This is a genomic window from Sphaerisporangium sp. NPDC051011 (assembly GCF_040653595.1).
In the GTDB taxonomy this organism is placed as follows: domain Bacteria; phylum Actinomycetota; class Actinomycetes; order Streptosporangiales; family Streptosporangiaceae; genus Sphaerisporangium.
The window spans coordinates 1-20,757 of sequence record NZ_JBFAGG010000023.1; the positions used below are offsets into that span (position 1 = coordinate 1).

The 20,757-nt window shown below is 66.9% G+C and carries 18 protein-coding genes and 1 CRISPR repeat array; of the genes, 8 read left to right on the plus strand and 10 right to left on the minus strand.

The window, feature by feature from the left end:
* The first annotated feature begins 116 nt into the window (after positions 1-116).
* Positions 117-2,306: a CRISPR direct-repeat array (repeat unit 30 nt; unit sequence GTTGCTATCCCTCCAGGGATGATCAGCGAC).
* Positions 2,307-2,406: 100 nt separating this feature from the next.
* The 8 genes from cas2 to AB0H21_RS36650 form a co-directional block, all read right to left on the minus strand.
* The gene (cas2, locus tag AB0H21_RS36615; protein ID WP_358526036.1) at positions 2,407-2,670 is read right to left on the minus strand and encodes a CRISPR-associated endonuclease Cas2; all 264 of its coding nucleotides are present in this window, start codon (positions 2,668-2,670) and stop codon (positions 2,407-2,409) included.
* Positions 2,671-2,673: 3 nt separating this feature from the next.
* The gene (gene cas1b, locus AB0H21_RS36620) at positions 2,674-3,654 is read right to left on the minus strand and encodes a type I-B CRISPR-associated endonuclease Cas1b (RefSeq protein WP_358526037.1); all 981 of its coding nucleotides are present in this window, start codon (positions 3,652-3,654) and stop codon (positions 2,674-2,676) included.
* Complete coding sequence (locus tag AB0H21_RS36625; protein WP_358526039.1) at positions 3,654-4,169, minus strand: CRISPR-associated protein Cas4; 516 nt, start codon at positions 4,167-4,169, stop codon at positions 3,654-3,656. Before AB0H21_RS36625 ends, cas1b begins: the two co-directional genes overlap by 1 nt.
* Entirely contained in the window at positions 4,166-7,171 is a 3,006-nt protein-coding gene (gene cas3 / locus AB0H21_RS36630; RefSeq protein WP_358526041.1) for a CRISPR-associated helicase Cas3', read from the minus strand. Before cas3 ends, AB0H21_RS36625 begins: the two co-directional genes overlap by 4 nt.
* A 22-nt stretch (positions 7,172-7,193) precedes the next feature.
* Positions 7,194-8,258, minus strand: a complete 1,065-nt coding sequence (gene cas7i, locus AB0H21_RS36635) for a type I-B CRISPR-associated protein Cas7/Cst2/DevR (RefSeq protein WP_358526042.1) — start codon at positions 8,256-8,258, stop codon at positions 7,194-7,196.
* Positions 8,258-9,718 (minus strand): hypothetical protein, encoded by a 1,461-nt coding sequence (locus AB0H21_RS36640; RefSeq protein WP_358526044.1) that lies wholly within the window; start codon positions 9,716-9,718, stop codon positions 8,258-8,260. The genes cas7i and AB0H21_RS36640 overlap by 1 nt, the downstream gene beginning before the upstream one ends.
* Positions 9,715-10,329 (minus strand): CRISPR-associated endoribonuclease Cas6, encoded by a 615-nt coding sequence (gene cas6 / locus AB0H21_RS36645; protein ID WP_358526045.1) that lies wholly within the window; start codon positions 10,327-10,329, stop codon positions 9,715-9,717. Before cas6 ends, AB0H21_RS36640 begins: the two co-directional genes overlap by 4 nt.
* 381 nt (positions 10,330-10,710) lie before the next feature.
* Positions 10,711-10,833: a hypothetical protein gene (locus AB0H21_RS36650; protein ID WP_358526047.1), complete on the minus strand. Its 123-nt coding sequence runs from the start codon at positions 10,831-10,833 to the stop codon at positions 10,711-10,713.
* Positions 10,834-11,647: 814 nt separating this feature from the next.
* Here AB0H21_RS36650 and AB0H21_RS36655 point away from each other — a divergent pair.
* From AB0H21_RS36655 to AB0H21_RS36675, 5 genes are all read left to right on the plus strand, one after another.
* Positions 11,648-12,007 (plus strand): hypothetical protein, encoded by a 360-nt coding sequence (locus AB0H21_RS36655; protein ID WP_358526049.1) that lies wholly within the window; start codon positions 11,648-11,650, stop codon positions 12,005-12,007.
* A 368-nt stretch (positions 12,008-12,375) separates the two neighbouring features.
* A complete protein-coding gene (locus tag AB0H21_RS36660) occupies positions 12,376-14,187 on the plus strand; it encodes a hypothetical protein (RefSeq protein WP_358526050.1) in 1,812 nt (603 codons plus the stop codon).
* 349 nt (positions 14,188-14,536) lie between these two features.
* Entirely contained in the window at positions 14,537-14,710 is a 174-nt protein-coding gene (locus tag AB0H21_RS36665) for a hypothetical protein (RefSeq protein WP_358526051.1), read from the plus strand.
* A 140-nt stretch (positions 14,711-14,850) separates the two neighbouring features.
* Positions 14,851-15,042, plus strand: coding sequence for a hypothetical protein (locus AB0H21_RS36670; RefSeq protein ID WP_358526052.1), 192 nt, complete (start codon positions 14,851-14,853; stop codon positions 15,040-15,042).
* On the plus strand, positions 15,035-15,445 hold the full coding sequence (locus AB0H21_RS36675) for a hypothetical protein (RefSeq protein ID WP_358526054.1): 411 nt from the start codon (positions 15,035-15,037) through the stop codon (positions 15,443-15,445). The genes AB0H21_RS36670 and AB0H21_RS36675 overlap by 8 nt, the downstream gene beginning before the upstream one ends.
* A 428-nt stretch (positions 15,446-15,873) precedes the next feature.
* Here the strand turns inward: AB0H21_RS36675 and AB0H21_RS36680 are convergent, their stop codons facing one another.
* The gene (locus AB0H21_RS36680) at positions 15,874-18,261 is read right to left on the minus strand and encodes a site-specific integrase (protein WP_358526055.1); all 2,388 of its coding nucleotides are present in this window, start codon (positions 18,259-18,261) and stop codon (positions 15,874-15,876) included.
* Positions 18,258-19,523: a tyrosine-type recombinase/integrase gene (locus AB0H21_RS36685; RefSeq protein ID WP_358526057.1), complete on the minus strand. Its 1,266-nt coding sequence runs from the start codon at positions 19,521-19,523 to the stop codon at positions 18,258-18,260. The genes AB0H21_RS36680 and AB0H21_RS36685 overlap by 4 nt, the downstream gene beginning before the upstream one ends.
* 6 nt (positions 19,524-19,529) lie before the next feature.
* On the opposite strand from AB0H21_RS36685, the gene AB0H21_RS36690 reads away from it, so the two are divergent.
* Genes AB0H21_RS36690 through AB0H21_RS36700 form a run of 3 tightly spaced genes read left to right on the plus strand, consistent with a single transcriptional unit; the run spans position 19,530 to position 20,726 of the window.
* Entirely contained in the window at positions 19,530-19,979 is a 450-nt protein-coding gene (locus tag AB0H21_RS36690) for a hypothetical protein (protein ID WP_358526059.1), read from the plus strand.
* A 40-nt stretch (positions 19,980-20,019) separates the two neighbouring features.
* Positions 20,020-20,427 (plus strand): hypothetical protein, encoded by a 408-nt coding sequence (locus AB0H21_RS36695; RefSeq protein ID WP_358526061.1) that lies wholly within the window; start codon positions 20,020-20,022, stop codon positions 20,425-20,427.
* A complete protein-coding gene (locus tag AB0H21_RS36700; RefSeq protein ID WP_358526062.1) occupies positions 20,409-20,726 on the plus strand; it encodes a hypothetical protein in 318 nt (105 codons plus the stop codon). Before AB0H21_RS36695 ends, AB0H21_RS36700 begins: the two co-directional genes overlap by 19 nt.
* The last annotated feature ends 31 nt before the right edge of the window (positions 20,727-20,757 follow it).

A 20,757-nucleotide genomic window follows, 5' to 3' on the forward strand; every position in this document is an offset into this window, starting at 1 on the left:
CCCCGCCCGGCACCCACCCGGCGGGGTCTTCCATGTCGTCCACATGGACACCGTCAGGGTCGTCTACATGCCCAAGTCGAGCGTCGTCCTACACCGGCTGACGCCGACGCGAACCTGTTGCTATCCCTCCAGGGATGATCAGCGACCAGTACGCCCACCTGGTCATCGCCGAACGCGTCTACGCGTTGCTATCCCTCCAGGGATGATCAGCGACGCATGGCCTACCTGCTGTCCAGCCCGCACCCCACCGGTTGCTATCCCTCCAGGGATGATCAGCGACTGGAGGAATACCTCGACCGACGCAACCTCTGATGTTGCTATCCCTCCAGGGATGATCAGCGACGAGTTTTCGCAGGAGATCAAGACCAAGACCGAGGAGTTGCTATCCCTCCAGGGATGATCAGCGACACATCACGCCGGACGGCCGCCCCCGCGACGTTCTGTTGCTATCCCTCCAGGGATGATCAGCGACCATGACATCGTGTCGCCGTCTGCTGTCCAGGAGGGCAGTTGCTATCCCTCCAGGGATGATCAGCGACTGGTGGGCATCCTCGCCAACGCACGCGACTTGTCGTTGCTATCCCTCCAGGGATGATCAGCGACCCCTTGCGGCGAGACCGGGCCTCGGTCGCGCCGTCGTGTTGCTATCCCTCCAGGGATGATCAGCGACCCGACAGCAGGCATTCGCGTTGCCAGTCATTGATCCGGTTGCTATCCCTCCAGGGATGATCAGCGACCGGATACGGCAAGGCGGGCAAGGGCAGCCCGAAGTTGCTATCCCTCCAGGGATGATCAGCGACGCCCGCGAGACCCGCTGACCCCCATCCCCCTCCCGTTGCTATCCCTCCAGGGATGATCAGCGACCGGCCCCGCCTACCGCGGGCAAAGCGGCGCGCGCGGGTTGCTATCCCTCCAGGGATGATCAGCGACTGCCGACCACGTGGACCTCACCAGCGGCCAACCCGTGTTGCTATCCCTCCAGGGATGATCAGCGACTTCCTTGGACGGGGCGATTCGGGTTGCAGAACGGTGTTGCTATCCCTCCAGGGATGATCAGCGACCCTGCACGTGTTCGCCGTCACCAGCCCCCGATGCCGTTGCTATCCCTCCAGGGATGATCAGCGACCCGATCGCACGGGCCGCCGCAGCAACCGGAGTACGTTGCTATCCCTCCAGGGATGATCAGCGACATCCACAGGCCGGCCACGCCGGAAGTGAGGAGAGACGTTGCTATCCCTCCAGGGATGATCAGCGACGTGGTCCACGCCAAGGCGCCCAGCGCCGACACGGGTTGCTATCCCTCCAGGGATGATCAGCGACCACCACGACCATGTCGCCGAACGCGTGGTGAACGTGCTGTTGCTATCCCTCCAGGGATGATCAGCGACAAGCGGGATCGACCGGCCGCCGGTCTGCAACTCGTGTTGCTATCCCTCCAGGGATGATCAGCGACCAGAACGGAGCTTTCTCGGTCGGGTCGGGTTCGGGTTGCTATCCCTCCAGGGATGATCAGCGACTGGGACACCCGGGGCCCGGAGGTGGTCGACCAGATGTTGCTATCCCTCCAGGGATGATCAGCGACCCCGCCGGGCGATCCGGCCGCCTCGCCTCCGCCGGTGTTGCTATCCCTCCAGGGATGATCAGCGACCATCGGCAACACCGTGGGAGGCGACCTCACCATCAAGTTGCTATCCCTCCAGGGATGATCAGCGACTTGGTGTCCACCTCGCGGACCGGTCGAGCATGTGTTGCTATCCCTCCAGGGATGATCAGCGACCCAGCAAGATCGCCGCCGACGCGATCGACGGGAAAAGTTGCTATCCCTCCAGGGATGATCAGCGACTGGAGGTGGCTAGCCACCTTGACCTGGGAGACCCGGTGGTTGCTATCCCTCCAGGGATGATCAGCGACCTCCCGGACTGTGCGGTCTGCGGCTTCCAGGTCACGTTGCTATCCCTCCAGGGATGATCAGCGACGGGGCACCAGCTCCCAATGTCGCGGGTTCTGGCAGGAGTTGCTATCCCTCCAGGGATGATCAGCGACCCGGGGTCTCAGCCGTGGTCACTCATGCCTCCCAAGGTGTTGCTATCCCTCCAGGGATGATCAGCGACACGGCCACGAGCTCGGCGGTGCCGACTCGCCCGTGTTGCTATCCCTCCAGGGATGATCAGCGACAGGACGTTGGGCAGCAGGTTCGGCACCTGACCGGGTTGCTATCCCTCCAGGGATGATCAGCGACTCGCCACCGAGACCACGCTCACCGCCGCCGACCTCCCGTTGCTATCCCTCCAGGGATGATCAGCGACCCGACGGTAAAGTCGCAGGTCAACGCTGTACTGGGTGGCGGTGTGAGGTGGCTGTTTGCAGCGGTCCGGCGGTAGTGCAACGCTGCAGGTGAGAGCATGATCAAAGAATAGGGCTGGTATTGCCGATGGTCTGTCCGATGTTTTCGGTCTCAACGAGCATCGGGGTCTGGATACGATATATCAGGACGCTGTCGTAGGTCGTGTCGATCACTTTTCTGATGGCATTGGTGAACCTGCGATGCTGGGCGGTGGACAGTTCGCCCTGGAAGACGCTGCGTTGTACCCAGTGCAGGTAGTGGCGGCAGGTTTTCAGGACCTGGGGGTTGCGCTCAGCGAGGGTGTCGTACACGACGATGACGAACATCGTTCACCACCACGGCCGGAATGGCTTGTAGGGCTCGTTCTCCAGACAGAGCCGGACGAGCTTCAGTGCTTCCAGGTGGATGAGTTCTTCGTAGGAGACCTTCCGTCGTAGCCTGCGGTGATACACCGTTGTCGCGAGTTCGGCGCGGATCATCTCGGCGATTTTCTTGCGGCCGTCACGGCTTAGCGAGGCGTACCCTACGCCGCTTTCGAAATCGCTGTCACGAAGTGTTTTCTGGGCGGCGGCTCTGCGTAGCAGCCGCTCGGCGAACAACGGTTTGAACGGTTCGGCCAGGTCGAGGGCGAGGGTATTGCGCCGGCGGTCGGTGTCAGCGTGCAGGAAACCCAGGGCGGGATGCAGCGGGGTGCATCGCAAGGCGGTGAGAACCCGCGCATAGGTGATGGCGTTCATGTAAGAGATGAACGCGTTTCCGGCGTTGGTGGGCGGGCGGCGGGTTCGTCCCTCCAGGCGCAGCCATGGTGGCAGCATGGTGTCCAAGACGCCCCATACGGTGCGCCGGAAGTTGCCTTCCACTCCCATGAGCTGCTCGGTCGATTCACAGGCCGTGAGCTGCTCATCCAGCCGGGCGAGAGGCTCGTCGAGAAGGTCGGTCTCCAGCGACCAGCGGATGTTGTGCGCGGTCGTGGCGACCAGCGCCCGCCCGATGGTCAGTTTGGTCTCCTCGTCGGCGGTCAGTGCCACCTGGCGACGCAGGACGTGGGCGGAGGAGTTCTCTTCGGCGGGCGTGAGCGCGCCGGCGTAATTGCCGTAGTGATCGAGGACGTGCACGATGACGCCGTGCTTGCTCAGCACTGATACAGCCGAGGTGTTGAGGTCCACGTGGTCGAAGATGACCAGGTCGCGGATGTCGGTGATGGGGATGCGGACGGGTGTGCTGTCGGCGCGTTCTATGCGGATACTGCCGTCTTCCCGACGTACCCGGCATGGTTCGGTTAACCAGTAGGTCCGCGAGACAGCGCTCATTAGCCGCTCCAGCAGTAGTCGAGATAAGAACATCCCCGGCATCTCGCCCGATTGAGCCGGGCAGGCGCTGTCGGCGAGGCGATCACATCACGGGCGCGGGACTCGGTTTCCTCGGCGAGTGCTCGCGCCGCGCGGTCCCAGGTGACCTCGACGGTGCGGCGGATCTGCGGGTAGTGGACGACACCGCCGCGTACGTTGACGCCGCGGCGCTCAAGCAGCAGGCAGTAGTGGCGGACCTGGGCCTGGTGCTGGTCGGAGGGCGCGCGGGAGGACTTGGTCTCGTGGATGACCGCTCCGGTGGTGACCCAATCGACTTTGGCCTCGCCCAGGTCGAGAGCGCGGCGGCGGGTGTAGGTGGTCTCGTCGACGGCCTCACCGTATTGCACCGAGGCGTTGCTCCGTTCGGGGCGATAGCCGTGCATGTAGAGCCAGAGCTGTCGGTGGCAGTGCATCAGGTACTTGATGTGTACACCGCCGAGCCCGCTGACATCGTCGTCGTCGATGAAGTCGTTCAAAGAACCGTCTCCGAGGGTGGGGGCGCCGGGTCCTCACCAGAGGGAAGAAGCAGGCCTTCCTCCGGTGTGTAGGGCAGCGGGGTCACGAACAGGCGCAGCTCCCGGCTGCGGGTTCCATGGCGTACGGCCGCGCCGTATCGCATGGGGATGAGCAGCCGGTGGGCGAGCAACGGATCCTCGGCGGCCAGTTGGTGATAGCGCGCAAGATCCTTCTCCAGCAGGACGTCGACACTGTCGAGTTCTCTGGCCAGCCTGTCGGCGAACTCGGCACGGTCATGGAAGGGGGTGGTGAAGGTGAGGAAGGAAGTACTGAAGGCATCGCGGCTTTCCCGTGCTCGGTTCTCCCATTCGCGGCCCCATTCGGTGGCGTAGGCCGTCTTCAGCCAGGCCGAGATCGTCTCCTCTGAAATGATCGGTCCGGGGTGTTCTCGGAGTGCGAGCAGCGCGGCCTTCAGCGCCGCCTCTTCGTATGGCCAGGTTTTGGTGGTGAGGTGTACGCGGAACTCGACGGCTCCGTCTGGGTGTCGGCCGCGCCGGTTGACGCGGCCGGCACGCTGGGCGATCGCTTCGACCGGTGCGAGTTCGCTGACGCCACGGTCGAAGTCCAGGCACAGGGACACCTCCAAGGCTTGGGTGGCTATGACCAGCCCACCGCGTCGTTCGCGTTCTCCTTCTTCTCGCTCGGGGTAGCGTTGCCGGATCCGTTTTTCGATCGCGTCGCGGTCCATATGGCGAAAGCGTGAGTGCAGCAGGATCGCCGCGTCCGGGTCATCGGGATAGGTGGCGCACGCCGCCGGGGTAAGTAGCCGGTACATGCACTGGGCACGGGCCACGGTGTTGGCCACCACCAGCACGCCGTGCCCCTCGGCCAGCCACTGGTGGATACGCGCGACACTGGCCGGGCAGCAGATCGGTTCCTCATCCACCACCAAGCGATGACGGTCCGGCGCGATCTCCTGGGGCGCGTCGATGATTGTCACCGGAGCCGGTGTCAGAGACTCGGCCACCAAATCGATCATGGGCTGGGCCAGTGTTGCCGACAGCACGCAGACGCGGCTGCCGAGCTGGGCCCATAGGCGCATCGCGGCGCAGATCCGCCCGAAGGTCACCGGGTCGTAGGCGTGCAGTTCGTCCAGCACCATGGCCGCGTTGGACTGCTCGATCAGCGCGCCTGAGTAGCGTGGACCGGCTATCGCCGCTCGCAGCAGTTGGTGCGGGGTGGCGATACGGATTCTCTGGGCGAACAGTCGCATCGCCGCTCGCTGGGCCTTGGCTTTGCGTGCCTGTGCCCGGCCGGCGTGCTGATCGTCGCTGGTGCATTCGGCGAGGAGAGTCTGGGCGGCGGTGGCGTGCAGGATCGCGATGTCGTCGGGGTCGGCGTTCAGGTCCTGGAGGAAGCGGGTCCGTGCGGCGTCGATGGACGCGCGGTATGGCAACTGCCAGATCAGCCGGGGACGGCCGGGCATGCTCTCCAACTGGCGGGAGGCCCATGCCAGGCCGGCCTCGGTCTTCCCGCTGCCGGTGGGAGCGCGCACGATGAGATGCCCATCATGGCCACCCGCCTGGATCTGATGCGCATACGGGCTCGCCAGGCCGTCGAGGTAGCGGGACGGGAGCGGTATGTGCTTGCGCAGGGTGACGTGAGCGGAACCCGAGTGATCGGCCAGCGTGACCGCTCCCTGTACCAGGACGGCGAGCAGGCCTTCCGCGGGCGGGACCTCGCGCATCCACCAGTCCGCCGTCCGGGCGAACGCGTCACGAGCCAGGTCCCACAGCTTTCTGGCCTCCTGCGGCGCCGGCACGCCCAATTGCCTGGCGTACCAGGCCAGGGCTGCGGCGCGTCTGGAGGTGGAGACCTGGATCCGGGGCTGGCCGGGGAAGGCGTTGTTGTTGAGTCCGAACTTGCTCTGCCAGTCCGCCTCGGGGGGATAGCGGTCGGCCAGACACTCCGCGCCGATGAGCATCTGGTGGTGGAAGAGCACGCCTGTGGCGATCATCTGCCGGTCCTGCTCCGGCAGGTGCCGGGTCAGCAGCTCGACGAACGCCAGCGAGAGTACCTCGTGGCGCTCTCCCCAGGGCTCGCCTTTCGGGCGTAGCTGGCGTTGAAAGCCTTCGGCCACCTTTCCGGCATCGTGTAGCAGCGCTGCGGTCGCCACCCATGACCAGAATCGGGGATGTCCGGCCAGGACCCCGGCCGTGCTGATCCGATCGGCCAGATCATCGGCCGCCCGCCGAACCTGAAGGCTGTGCTCGGTCAGCAGCTCGGGGCGGCCCAGCGGTGAGTGGCTGGCCGATTTGGCCAGCACCTGCAGCAGTTCTGCCGGTTCATCGTGCTGGGAGTCGGCGGCATGCAGCCAGACTGCCTGGTCACCGTCGCGGTAGGCGCCTTGCGTCGCTTCGCGGCCTGCAGGGTCGGCGCACCACAGATAGTCCCGGTAGATCGTGCGCATCCGGTCCAGGCTCACCTGGTCCGCCAGCCGCACCACACTGGCGCGGGCGGAGGCATGTCCGCCCAGCGGTGCCAGCGCGTGCCCGACCACCGCCTCCCCTGCGGGGTACAGCATGACGCGGGAGATGCTCCGCACGTGTACCAGGTCCTGGGATCGGCCCAGGCGTAGCCCCCAGACCGGACGGCGCAACGCCCGCGCGATCCGCTGCCCGTCAGGGTCGGGTACCCACAATGTCACCCGCACGTCGGCCAGGAAGGGACGCTCCCGAACGGTCATCCCGCCCTTACCCTCCCCCACCCGGCCCCGGACTGGAGGGTTGGAACCATCAGCCGCGACCGGATGATAGGTCTCGGCATCCACCCCACGGCCATCCGCGCAGGCCGCCATGCCGAAACAGACCGGTTCGGCCGGGTTCCCCGTGGCCGCCGCGAGCATCCCGCGCACCGTGGAAGGCGGCGGCACCGGCAGGCAACGACTCACTCCGGGGAACATCGGATCCCGGAACGAGGCCACCGGGGCGTACAACTCGATGCGGACCGCCTCGATCGGCACCCGCTGATCCTCTACCACGGGGTCACCTGGCCGGGTCGTCGAACCAGGCGTCGTGCCTGCCGTCCCGGATCTGCTGGGCCAGGTCCAGCAACAAAGACCGTGGATGGGAGACGACGACCTTCCCCTCGTCGAGCAGGTCTGTGGCCTCGGTCTCGAACTCCTTGCGCAGTTGCTCCCGAAAGCCTGGACGCCACCCCAGTCGCACCGGCGCCTCCCACTCACCATCCCATGCCGTGAGCTCCTCCCGCAGGGCCTGAGCGCGTACCTGCAAGCCGCTGTAGCGCTCTTCGGCTCCGTCGATGACGAACCCGAGGGGATTGACGCCACCGGCCATGGGGACCATCGCGATCAACGCCGGCACGCGATCCCCGTAGTGCAGCGCCTTCTTGGCACCGCCGGTCAGCTCCGCCAGCGCCTGCAGCAGGACGGCCACCCGCTCACGCCGCATCGGCAGCGGAAGCCGCAGCGCGGACTGACCACGGAAGACACAGGTGGAGGCCCCTGCCTGAGCCGCCGCGGCAAGGCGAAGGGCGGCCTCCTCGCTCAAGTAGTTCGCCCGGCCCGAGCCGTTTTGCCCGGGCAGGGTGAACGTGCCCACGCGCGGCAGGTCCAGCAGGAACGGCGCGGCCAGATCGGCGGTGTAGAACTCGTGGGAGTGCAGCACCGGGTCCTCCACGCCCCGGGCCATCACCCCGAAATCGCTCGTCGGCTGGGCCGGCTCGACAGATAGGAACGTTCCGACCATGAGTGGGCTGTCTCGGACGGTTGTCCCGCCGTCCTTGTCCTTGGAGGTCTTCATGTAGCCGAACAGGTCATCGTCGGCGTACAGGATCGGGGCGCCTTGTGTGGTCGCCTTCTGCGCCTTACCTTGCGCCTTCCCCACCCGTTCCACAGGGGAGGGATCAGATCCGAGGGTGGCCATCGTGTCCCGCCACCAGCGGCGAAACGCCTGCGCGGACACATAGGGATAGTGCTTGCCGCGGATGAACGCCTTTTTCACCGGCGTCTCGGTCGTCTGCTGCCCCTTGCCGTTGTTGGGGGCGCCCGCGATCACCGAAAGCACGATCTTGCCAGCGAGGTAGCTCATCAGCCGTGATCCTCTTCCTCTTCGCCGTTCTGCTCGGGAGCGAACTCCGCCGCGTCGTCATCGGTGTCGTCATCGGCCTCGTCGCTCTTGCCGACCCGCACACCGGCTTTGATCAACTCGCTGAGGACGACGGTGTAAAGCCCGGCCCGGCCACGCCATTCGGACTGCTCGAAGAGGGAGTCGACAATGTTGGCATCGAGCCCGTCGCGAATACTGGCAGGAACGCTGCCGTCCAGGAAAAGCCGCGCTGATGCGTTCACGTACAGCCGATGCAGCTTCCATCCGGAACTCAATGCGGACCGGAACTCGTTGAACCGGCCACGCGTGGATTCCTGGCCGATCCATCTAACGAAGATGTCCGCGACCGGCGCGTACTTGGCGGCGTTCATCTCGTGCATCACCTCCAGATAAAGGCGGGATAACGCGCACCACTGCCATATGGCGCGTTGAGAAAGGTCATCCGGCGCTCGCAGCCGGCGATCCAGCTCATGCAGCAGCCGATCCGCCGGATACCCGTCGGGTTCGAACAGCAGCCGGGCGACTGCGGTGTCCCCGTCCAGTTCCACAGCGCCGGAACGGTCACGGCGGACCAACGCGCTACGCAAACGCTGCTTCCCAGCCCTTGCGTCGGAGTCGGCCTGCACCATCCGCAGGAACCTGCCGACCCCGGCCCGGGTACTGCTCACGCGCAGCCAGGGCTCCTGATTGTCGTTCTTGAACATCCACAACGTGGCAGCCGCCGCTGCCCGGCCGTCACCTCGCGCCACGCCACCAAACCGCGCGTGCACGGCCAGCGCTTCCACCACCACCGCCTCAGGGCCCGCACCCGCTGGCAGCGAACTGCAGCCCATCTGCAATGTTTTTGCCGCTCGATCGACGTTCCCCCGAACGAACTCCCGCTCGATCTGGCGATCATCGCAGGTCAGAACGGTTGCAGACCCTGCCGTCACCCACGCCCCGTACGGCAGAGCCCACAGCGCCACCCGGCACGCCCAGCACACCGGCCATCCCGCCACGCCCGGCGGCAACGTGTTCACCGCACGCACCGTGTCGAACATCGGCATCAACGACTTCGCCCACAAAGTCGACGACGGCACTCCGCAAAACACACACGGCCGCATCTCACTGGCCGCCGCATCTCGGCCCAGCAGCCTGACCATCTCCGCCTTGATGGACGTGCGGTCACGCTGGCGCTTCGCATGGGTCGGGGGTGAATTCGGGTACAGCGCGAAAAGCACCTTCCACCAGTCGTACTCCGCCGACCCCTGCGCGGCTACAGCGGCACGTGCGACATCCTCGGCGATCCGCCCGCTCACCTCATCCAGTTCACGCGCGGTCACCTCAAAGGGTGCATCGCCCCCCGGTTTGCCCGTGCGAACGGGGACTCCAGCGAGCATCGCCACCGCCCACGCCCCGCACCGTTGCACCGGATGACCGGTCAGCACCAACGCCCCGCTCACCGCAGCCACCCAAAGCCCTGCGTACAGTTAAGACCGATCCCACCCTCGTGAAAGGCTTGCAGCAATTCCGGCGCCGCCCGGACACGGAGCTTCGCCGTCGCCCCGATGCGCATTTTCCCCTGCACCTCATCTCGCCGCCGCGGCCCCGCCTCCAACACCTCGACCTCCACCGCATTGGGCAGACCGAGCGCATCGGCCCGATGCCGCAAATTATGGGTAAGCCGCTCCAGATAATCGGCATCCTCTGGCAGGAGAAACCGTCCGTCACGTTTCACCAAGATCGGAGACCGTGTGGAGAACTCCCCGGTTCCCGACTGGAAATTTGCAGGTGGCGCCTCCAATTGCACCCCACGGACCGTGAGGCGGGTCGCCCCCCATCTGATCTCCGAACGCCCCGCGAGCCCAGCCACAAGGCAGGCGGCGATCTGCGGTACCGGCGAGCCCAGCCACACCGAGCCCAGCCCCGACGACCCCCACACCCCCTTACGCCGGGTCTTGTCCCGGAAAACGGGAGGGGATATCCCGACAGGCTTGATCGGCGTTCCCGCCCACCCCTTGTCATGCAACTCACCGGCCAGCACCGCATCCTGACTCCGCAGCAGGTCGTACACGACTCCCCGGGCCGGCCCGTACACATCCGGCCAGGCAATCTGTGCGGTGTCCGCAGACACGTCAACGCGAAAACGCACAGGGATCTCCCGATCACGCGGCACACAGAGCAAACAACTGACCACTTATAGCAGCCACCCCCGACAAAAACGCAGCTTCACCCAAAGTCGCCACCAGGGGCCGGCCACGGCCCCATCGAAAGACGTCGGAGTGGCAGTCCACTACTCTGACCTGGATCGACGATCCTCGGCGACAGGAACTGACGACCCCTGGAGGGATCGCAACGGCTTGTCTATGTAGGGCATGGCCGACTGTCAACGATCATCCCTGGAGGGAGCGCCTGGGGGCATCCGTCGCCCCCAGGCGCCAACCTGACCAGCGGGTCAGCTCAGCGAGAGCATGACTGAGATCCTGAACCGCAACGCCACATGCGCCACCAGGGCGCCAATGGCTATCACACCCGCCAGCCAGATGGCTGGATCGAGCACAACGAACGAGTCGATCATCGGTTCCCGCCTGTGTCTTCACACTCAGTGATCTCCGACGTTCGGAGCGTGACGATCCTAGCGGCCACGGAGCTTTCGCACTAGCTCGAAGGCATGGCCCGGACTTAATAGATAAGCCCGATGAACCGTGCGTGAGTCTGCGCCCTGGCAACGTCGGCGCCACCCTCGCACCTGCGCACCACACTCCCCGGCAACCAAGGCCGAGTTCGAGCCCGCGACCTTGACCCCCAGAACACATCGCCGACGCCTGGACAGATCCCGCAGGCCGTCCCACGCGGAGTTCGACTTCGTGTGGGACGGGGAACGGGGCCACACCTCCAGGATGAGGCGGCCACAGCGGTTCACCATTGACCAGCACATATACGTGAGTATAACGTACGCATAGTTCGTATACGTCGGCGTATCGCTAGAGATGGCGTTGCCCTGTACATGCCGAGGCCGGAGGCGGTGCACCTCCCACTCCCGGCGAGCGCAGGTCTCAAACCCCTCCCCCAAGACATTTGCCCCTCATCGAGCAAGGGAGCTTATCCCCACATGAACCCATCACCCATTGGCCGCACAGCCTCTCACGCCCGCAGCCACCAGCATGGGATCACCTACAAGATCTGGATCTGTGACTGGATCGGCAGACACGAGGGCCCGCGAGGTCCGGTCCACCGAGTCTGCTGGATTGTGGCCGGTCGTAGGAAGGGCCGCTCGTTTCGTGTCCCGGCCCTGGCCAGGGACTTCCAGGACCAGCTCAAGGCCGCGGTGGCGGCCGGCCAGCCGTTCGACGTCAGGAGCGGGCTGCCGCTCGTGATGGCTCCGCAGGCCTGTGGCCGTCGTCGAGGCGGCCGATCCCGCCGCGGGAAGGCCGGGGGCGCGCATGACTGACTCGTCTTTTGAGGACATCCGGGACCGGTTGGCCGAGTGCAGCGACGGCGAAGCGTTGCTGGCCGACGGTTTCGAGGACGCGTTGATCGGTATGGCCGAGGGCTGGTTCGGCAACTCGCGGCGGGTCGTCGCTCTGTACGACCTGGCTCTTTGCCTACGGGTCCTGTTGGGGTGGGGCATGGACGAAGAGGAGGCCGGCGAGTGGATCGACTACAACGTCACCGGCGCCTACGTCGGGCCCTCGACCCCGGTCTTCGCCATCATCAAACGCCAACCGGTGATCGTCTCCGGAGACGACTGAGATCTCACTGAGGGAAGCCCAGCGGGCCGCGCCGCCGGGTCAGCATTTGGGGCTGCATCAGCGGTTCTCGCCGTCGGTTCGGCACCGTGGAGCGCACGCGTCCGTGGGTTCCAGGTCCCTGCCCGGCTCCCAAGGCTGCGCCACTCTTGCCGTGCCCGCAACCGGCTCTCGCTGCGCTCGTCCCGGCCTCGCCCAAAGATCTTTTCCTGGCGGAAAACATCTTGGCCGTGCCGGGACCGCCGGGTTGCGTTCCCGGCTGCGTGCGTCGCGGGCGCCTTGAGCCGGGCAGGGACCGTCCCTGTGTCCCCCGGCCGCCGCAGCAAGGCGGTGGCCAGGCCAGCCTGGCGCGATGAGCCTGTGGAGGGCACATGACCGAAGTCGCAACCGATCCCGACGTTCTGGAAGGCGCAGTCGCCGATCAGGACGTCCCCGAAAACGCGGACCTGGCCGCTGAGGGTTGGCGAGGCGAGGATCTGGCGTATACCGAGCGTCCCGTGATCCCGGTGGAGCTGCTGGTCTCCCACCCCGGAAATGTCCGAGAGGACAAGCAGGCCGACCAGTCATTCTGCCGCTCGGTCGCATCAGCAGGGATCATCACGCCGCTGGAGATCACCATCGAGCCGGACGGCGGCTACCGGGTGGTGGACGGCAATGTCCGCCTGGACGCCGCGCTGAAGGTCGGCCTGGCGGCAGTGCCGTACTTCTTCTCCGCCGACACCGCCGATGACGAGGGCCTTCAGTACCTGCACATGCTGATCAGCAGCAGGTTCCGCACGAGCCTGACGGTGCACGAGGAGGCCCAAGCGCTGTTCTCGGCGGCGCAGGCGGGGATGACGCGAGCCGAGATCCGCAAGGCCACGGGCCTGTCCGCGGGCGAGGTGAAGGCCGGGGTGCGGGCCGGCGGTCTCACCTCCATGACCAAGGAGATCGCCGCGGGGATGGACTACGAGTGGACGCTGGAGGAGCTGGCGCTGCTCAAGCCGTTCGAGGACGACCCCGAGGCGATGGAGGTGATCCGCCGCAGCCGGTACGGCCCGCTGAAGTACACGGTGCAGCGCCTGCTGGACGAACGGGAAGCCAAAGCACGCCGCGCCACGATGGTCGCCGAACTGGAGCAGTCGGGGATCACGGTCACCACCGAGCGGCCCGAGGGGGCCGTGCCGCTGTCTCGCCTCTTGAACGGTTCCCAGCAGATGGACGCCGACGCCCACGCGGACTGCCCCGGCCGCGGCGCGTCGCTCGGCTCATGGATGAGCGCCTCCCCGAACCACTACTGCCTGGATCCGGTCACATATGGCCACGTGTTCGCGGAGACCGGCACTACCAGCCCTCCCGAGCCGGCCGTCGTCGCGCCCGTCGCTCAGGAGGCCAGGCCGAACGCCGACCGGAAGATCGTGGTCGAGGGGAACAAGGCGTGGGTAGCCGCCGGCACGGTCCGGCAGCAGTGGCTGCGCGAGTTCCTGATGCTCAAGGCCCCGCCTAGGAACGTGGCGTCCACGATCGCCCGGTTCGTGACCGGGCAGCTCGTCACGATGCCCGAGCCGCTGTGCCGCGCGCTGGGCGGCGCCCGTCACTCCCGTTTGTTCGAGTTCTTCGGCGCCCCCGCGCCGGAGACGGTGGCCAAGAGTACCCAGCCGGGCCTGTGGATGCTCGCGCTCGCGCCCATCGCGACCGCCTACGAGCGGGAGATCACCGGTGATGGGGAGCGGCGCAACACCTGGCGCGAGGACAAGTACTCCCCGTGCACCCGCGAGGACGCCGGGGCGTGGCTGCGGTTCGTCGCCGAGATCGGCGCCAAGCACGGCTACGAGCCCAGCCCGATCGAGAAGGCCGTCGCCGACGGCGTTCCCTACCGCGGCGACAACCCCGCCGAGGACCCCATCGAGGGAGAAGACACCGACCAGACCAGTGCCGAGACGGCGGTAGCCGGCCAGGACCCCGAGGAGCACGATGACCAGCCGATCGACGACGTCGAGCACCCGCCGCAGGGGACGCAGGAGTCCGAACCGGGCCCCGTTGCCGAGCCGGACGCCTCCGCCGGCCCGGCGCCGGCATCCGGTCCCGAGGACGCCACGCCGGGTCCGCAGGAGGTCCCCCTGGCCGCCCACGTGGAGAAGGAGATCGCCGACGACCTCGCCGAGGAGTTCGACGCCGCCGACGTCTACGCCGACGCCGCCTGACCACCACCCCTGCCCTGCGCCGTTCCCCGTCGTGAAGGGACGACTCGATGAACGATCATCGCCCGCGGAAGAACCGCTCATCGCGGCGCAGGAACACCTCGCCGTTGCCGGCGGGCCGGCCGGTGACCACGCCTCCCTCGACCGGTGTCCGGCCTGCGATGACGACCGGCCGAACACGATCCCGGCATCAGCGAAGGGCTGGTTGCCCCGATCGACCTTAACCCCCGGCCGGGTGTGACCTCAGGCGCGTCAGCCCGGCCAACCCGATCGCCTCCCCCCATGCCGTCCGTCCCGCCTCGGCCGCTTGGCCAGGAGCGACTCCTTTTCTCCTCCTGGAAGGAAACACGTCATGACCGAGATGAGCTCCGAAACCCGCAAGATCCTGCGCGAGGCCATCGCCCAGGCCCACCTGTCCGACCGGCACGACGTCGACCTCGGGCCGCTGGCCCGGCTGGAGGAGATGCCGGAAGACGAGGCCATCAAGGCGCTCGACGAGGTGTTCCGGCAGATCCACTTCGACTGAGCCATCCCCGATCACCTGCGAGCCGGACATGTGCGGGCCACGGCTCACCGGCCCGCTTCCGACCCGCATGACCTCCCCCTGCCGCCCCTGGCCGGCTCACCGGCCGGGAGCGGTTGTCTTCTCCCGCGACAGGAGATCGCATGCTGACCACCACCCCCAACCAGCAGACGGCGGCCGCACCACGCGGCACCCACTGCTGTTCCACGTCCCCAAGGGACAACTCCTCCACGGATCGTCCACCCGCGGCACCGCCGCTCGTAGAGGCGCAGGAACGCCTCGCCGAAATCGCCTTCGCCTCCGAAGCTCACACGGGCGAGGTGGCAGATGCCTGACTACCTCGTGCGCTGGGAGATCGACGAGCACGCCGAATCACCTCGGCACGCGGCGGAACTGGCCTGGGCCGATCGCAGCGCTCCGGGCTCGGCCGCCAACGTGTTCACGGTGATCGACCAGGCCGGCCGGCACAGCACCGTCGACCTGTCGGCGTTGCCGTACCCGCCCGCTGGGCCGATCTTCCGCTACCGCTCGACCGTCGAGGTGACCCTGGAGGTAGCCGCGGAGAGTGATGCCGAGGCGTTCGCTCTGCTGGATGAGGTCTTTGTCGAGGTGGCTGCGGGAGGCGAACCTGTCCGCCGCGGCTTGGTCGCGTTGTCCACGCACATCTCGACCGATCCTCGTCTGCTGCCCCATCCGCCGGCCGCCGCTCAGGGCCGCGATGCCCCGAAGGCGGCCTGATGCGCTTCTTCCTCGGTACCCATCACCCGGACTGGCTGGCCCGGGTGCGGGTTCCGCTGTATGTCTCCCAGCACTCGCTCTCGCCGCTTTCCTCTCTTCCCCGCTTGGCCGGCGGCGGGGTGTGGGGCCTGGACTCCGGGGCGTACACCGAACTCACCCGGTATGGGCGCTGGCGCCTGGGCGCCAGCGCCTACGCGCGGATGGTGCGTCGCTACCACGACGAGATCGGCCCGCCGCGTCACATCGCTCAGCTCGACTGGCCGTGCGAAGACGAATCGCTGGCCAGGACCGGGCTGTCGGTTGCAGAGCATCAGCGGGCGACGATCGTCAACGGCTTGGAGCTGCGCAGCCTCGAACCTGATCTGCCGTGGATGCCGGTGCTGCAAGGCAGGCGTCCCCGGGACTATCTTCTCCGGACTACCGAGGTGTCAGGCACGTCGCGTGGGGCTCAGAGGAATCGTGGCGGCCTGAGTTCTGATCTTGCGCATCTGCTGAAGCTTCTGCCGGGCACCGGCGAGGCTGACCTGGAGCCCCTCGACCTCGCCAAGCCAGCCCCGTTCGGTGGCCTCGCGAATCCGCTCATGCAGGTTGTTGATGATCTCGGCAAGGCGCATGGCCTGAGCTGGATCTGGTTGCAGCATTGGGCATCTGAGGCAGGCGTGCTCGTGCCGACAAGGCGTTCCGTAGGGCCTGGCGCAGGAGCCCAATTCAACCTTGCGGCGGGTGAAGTGGCGCTCGAACTCGGCCCACTCGGTCGCGGTCGGCTCTCGGTATTCCTCGCCGGGGCGCTCGGCGCGGCGGCGCGCGATGAATGCGGCATGGTGACGAAAGACATCGTCCTGGTAGACCGCCGCGTAGGTCTGTGTTGTGTTGAGATCTTGGTGGCCGAGCAGCTTCGCAGCGATGTGGATCGGCAGGCCGCCGGCCACCGCCTCTGTAGCGAAGATGCGCCGGAAGTCGTGCGGAGTGTAGTGCAGCAGCTTGCCGTCCGGTCCGCGCAGCGCCAGGCGCTCAAGCGCCCGGCCGAGCAGACGCTTCACGACCGCCGGGGACATGACCCTGTGCTCGATGCCCTGCCAGCGCTGGAACAGATGGGGCAGGGGCGCGCCGGTAACGCGCTCGTGCGGGTCGTAGCGCGCAACCAGGGGAACGTGGTCCTGCCCGGCCCGGACACGCTGAATGATCCGCGCCAGCACGTGCGCAAGCTCGGGAGAGACAAGCAGCACGCGCTCGGCGTCCTGCTTCGACGGGACGATCTGGAGCAGCGGGACGACCTCGCCAGTGTCAGGCAGCCGATAGGTCACCAGGGCGAGATGCGTCAGTTCAAGCAGCTCTTCGACGCGGACTCCGGTGTGGCGCAGCGTCTCGACGATCGCCCAGGTCCAGAACGCCTCGTCCTCGTCCTGCGTGAGGTCAAGCCGTTGGCCGTCGGCCATCCGCAGCACTCGCAGCCGACGTGCGCCGGCCTGACCGCCAGCCTCAGCATCGTGCTTGGCCTGGACGCGCTGGAAGAGTTCGCCGTCGAGGGCGAATGTGGCGCTAATCGGAGTCTCGTGTGCAGCGGTGTGCAGCCGCTCGACGTAGCGCAGCCGGGCCTCCACGCTATGGACCAGTTGGGGCAGGAGCGGCGCCAGGGTGCGGGTGCGCTGATGCATCCTCGCTCGGCGGGTCCGCTGGTGCTTCATCGAGCCGCGAACGTGCTCATCACGGACGGGGCATGGAGCGGCCCAGGTGACCCAGTACGGCTCTTCCAAAGCCCACTGGGCGAGGTCCTGGTAGAAGGCCCGGACGACGAACAGCAAGCCGTAGGGATCGATGCGGGCAGTGCCCTTGCCGGGACCGCCGCGCCTGACCCGCGCGCGTTCGAGCCAGCCCCGGGCGACCTCCGGGGAAAGATGCAGAGAGTCGACGCCCGGGTGGTGCTGCTCCAGGTCCTTCCAGAAGCCGCCCACGAGGTTGCCGACAAGCCCCGTCAGGGAGCTGTAGTCGATGGAGGGCGCGCGTTCGCTGAGGTAGCGGATCAGCAGCTCGCGAACCGGCTGACACTGGACGTCGAAGGCGTCGACCAGTTCAGCGATGGTGAGCTGTCCTCGACAGCGCGTGGCGCGCAAGGTCGGTGTCCCGGCTGGAAACACGCCTGTCTCGCGCATGATGTCCCAGCTCAGCGCCATGCTGTTCGCCTGCCGGATCTCCAGCACGGCGCTGTAGTAGCTCAGCAGGTCGTCCGTGGTCAGCTCGCGCGGGCCTCGGCCGGTGTGCATGACAATCCGGCAGAGATGGCGCATAGCGTCGAGCTGGTGGCGGTCGCGAACGCCAGCGCGCTGGCAGACCGCGAAGGCTTCGGCGAAGAACTGCGGGTCACTGAGCTCCCGGATGTGGTCATAGGTGCCCTTGAGTCTGCTGGCGAACAGAAAGCGATAACTCGGCCTGATCACGCCCAGGCAGAGCAAGGCGTTCAGGCCGACCACCGCTGCCCGATGGCCCACGAACTTCGACACTGGCCGATCGGAGGTCCTGCAAATGAAGCCTGTTGGAGCCTCGCTCCAGGTGGCAAGGGCCTGTTCGCTGCCGCTGGCGTTCCACCGCTCTTGCCAGGTGAGACCGGAGAAAGCCTCAAGCCAGGACAGCAGACGGTCCGTGCTCTTCACCCGTTGGCTGCGCTTGTCGGTGTCCTGAGCACCCACGGGCAGCGCTCGCGCTCGCTTCACGACCTCCTCGCGCGTCCACATCGTCGCCGGCCAGGACACAACGACCGGTCCGGCCGCGTCCGGCTCAGTGAGCGCGATGTCGACGTCTTGGGTGAGGGCAGAGCTCATCGAACGGTCTCCTGCCAGCCGAACAGCTCTTGGAGGTCGCCGTGGTCGTAGCCGAGTTCGAGGGAAGGGCCCGACTCATCGACGTCATCGCCAGCCTGGCGCCGGTAGTACTCCCGGGCGTGCTGGAGCACTTCATCCAGGTGCGGCCTGAGGTAGCGCTGCGTCGTGGTCAGGTGGACATGGCCGAGCAGCACTTGAAGGCTGACCAGCGGAACCTTGGGGTCGTTAGCCATGCGGACGGCGTAGGTGTGCCGCAGGTCGTGCGACGTCCAGTTGGTGCCGAGTTCGGCATTGGCCCGGCGCAACACCGCGCGCAGTGCGTCGTAGTCGAGAGGCCGCCAAGGTCGGCGCAGCGTCCACCAGACAGGCTGGTCAACGGCCATCAGCTCACCGGGCAAGTCGTTCTGGTAGAGCAGCAGCCAGACGAAGGCGTCAGGCGAGGCGGGCAGCCACTGCAACGCCCGGGTGCCCTTGCGGATGACGCCGACGAGCTGCTCGCCGTAGTTGAGGTGAGCGCCGGTGATGCCGAGCAACTCGGCCGGGCGCGAGCCGCAAGAGACGTAGAGCGCCAGCAGCGCGCGGTCGCGATGAGAGCGCATCGCCTCGAACAGCTCGTCGAACATGCCGTCGGGCATCGCCCGCGGTGCCGTCTGCGGTACACGCTGGCGATAGACGCCGCGGCGACCCGCCCGGAACGGTTCGAGCGGGTTGTGGTGGGCGTCTGCCCTGCCACCCCGGGCGCTTGTGCGCGGAGGAACCGGGTTGATCAGCGGCCCTGTGCCCTGGCCGATGTGGTGATCATAGAAGGTGCTGATCACGGCGAGGTTATGGTTGATCGTTGCCGGGGCGAAGGTGCTGCCGAGGTACCGCTTCCCAGTCCGCTGGTTGACGGTGCCGGGCACGCGCGTGCTCGCCGGTCGGGCCGGTGCGGCGGCTCTCATCCAGAGCACGAAGTCCCGCGTATCCTCGCGGCCGGCCCGGTCCCACTGCACCCCGACCGCTCGCAGGAACCGCAGCCAGCGCAGCAGGGCGAGCGCGTACGACCGGACGCTGCTGGCCCCGTAGTCGCTGGCCACCATCTGTCGGAGGAAGTCGCTGACGCCCGGGTGTTCAGCGCCGCCCTCCTCCAACAGCAGCCACGGCACCGCACCACTTCCAGCAACGACCGCGCCGAATCGCTGCACCACGAGCTGAGCTGGTTCGGGACGAGGAATGTTCGCGAGCACGCAGACGAATTTGGCCGTCTCCGCCCGATCAAGCAAGGCGAGATGAGGTTCTTAGTTCGGTCAACATACCTCGACCACCTGGAGCAGTGGCAGGCCGCCGGGATCGACCTGCGTGAGGAACCGATCGTCGGGCTCGGCTCGATCTGCCGCAAGGGCAATACCCTGCCCGTCGCGCTCATGATCTCCCGGCTCGCCCGCTCGGGGCTTCGGCTGCACACCTTCGGCTACAAGACCACCGGTCTGATCTCCTCCGCCGACCAGATCGTCTCCAGCGACAGCCTCGCCTGGTCACGAGCCGCCCGATGGGAAGCCCGCCACCCGGGCACCAGCACGGCCACTGCGGCAACTGCATCGACTACGCGCTTGCCTGGCGTGCCGAACTGCTGGAGCGCGTCGACCGAGCCCACCCCGGCGTCGTGGAAGACCTCCTCCCGCTCAACCACACAGCGTGAAAGACCGCCCGGCCCAACCGCAGGCCCGACCCGCCCCTGATCCGGGGCCTTACAGAACCTCGCAGAAAAGGAAGACGACGATGACCAATACCGCTGGCGCCGCCCCGGCGTGCCCAGAGCAGTGCCCGGTGTGCGGGCATGCCCTGCCGACTCCCGACGGGGCCTGCATCCACAAAGACTCCCGCGACTACATGTGCGGATTCCAGTGGGATCCCCAGCAGCCGGGACGTTACTACGCCCAAGGCCCCGAGGGCGGAGTCGAGGTGATCAAGGGGCTGCCGTGGGTGGCACGCGACATGTGCAACTACGGGCAGGCGGTTGCCCCACTGGAGCCCCACCCCGACGACGTTCCTGCTCGCGGTGGTCCCGATGGCCAGCGGACCTTGCCCCGGTACCTCAACGGGAAGCCGGCGTACTTCCCCGACGAGGTCTCCGCTCGGCGATGGGTCGATGAGCACAACCTCACCTCGTGGACGGGGGCAGCGTGAAGGCCTCTGCCGCCATGACCACCGCGCAGCGGATCCGTGCCACCCGGCTCAGCCTGTCGCGGGGACCGGACGGCCGGCTTGAGTTCGCGCTGGCCATCCGTGGCCGATTCCAGTTCTGGGACCTGGCCCGTGCTCTGGCCGCGTGGGCGGCGACCCAGCAGGACGTCCGGGATCTGCCCAGGCATCCCGGAGAACAGTGGGCGCTGGCACACGTCCGGGCGGTGACCTGGCGTTACGGCCACCAGCGGATCAGCTCCTGGTCCGATCCCGAACCCGAATACCTCGACAACTGGGGCTGAGACCCCCTCAACCCCACTCACCACGGCGAGA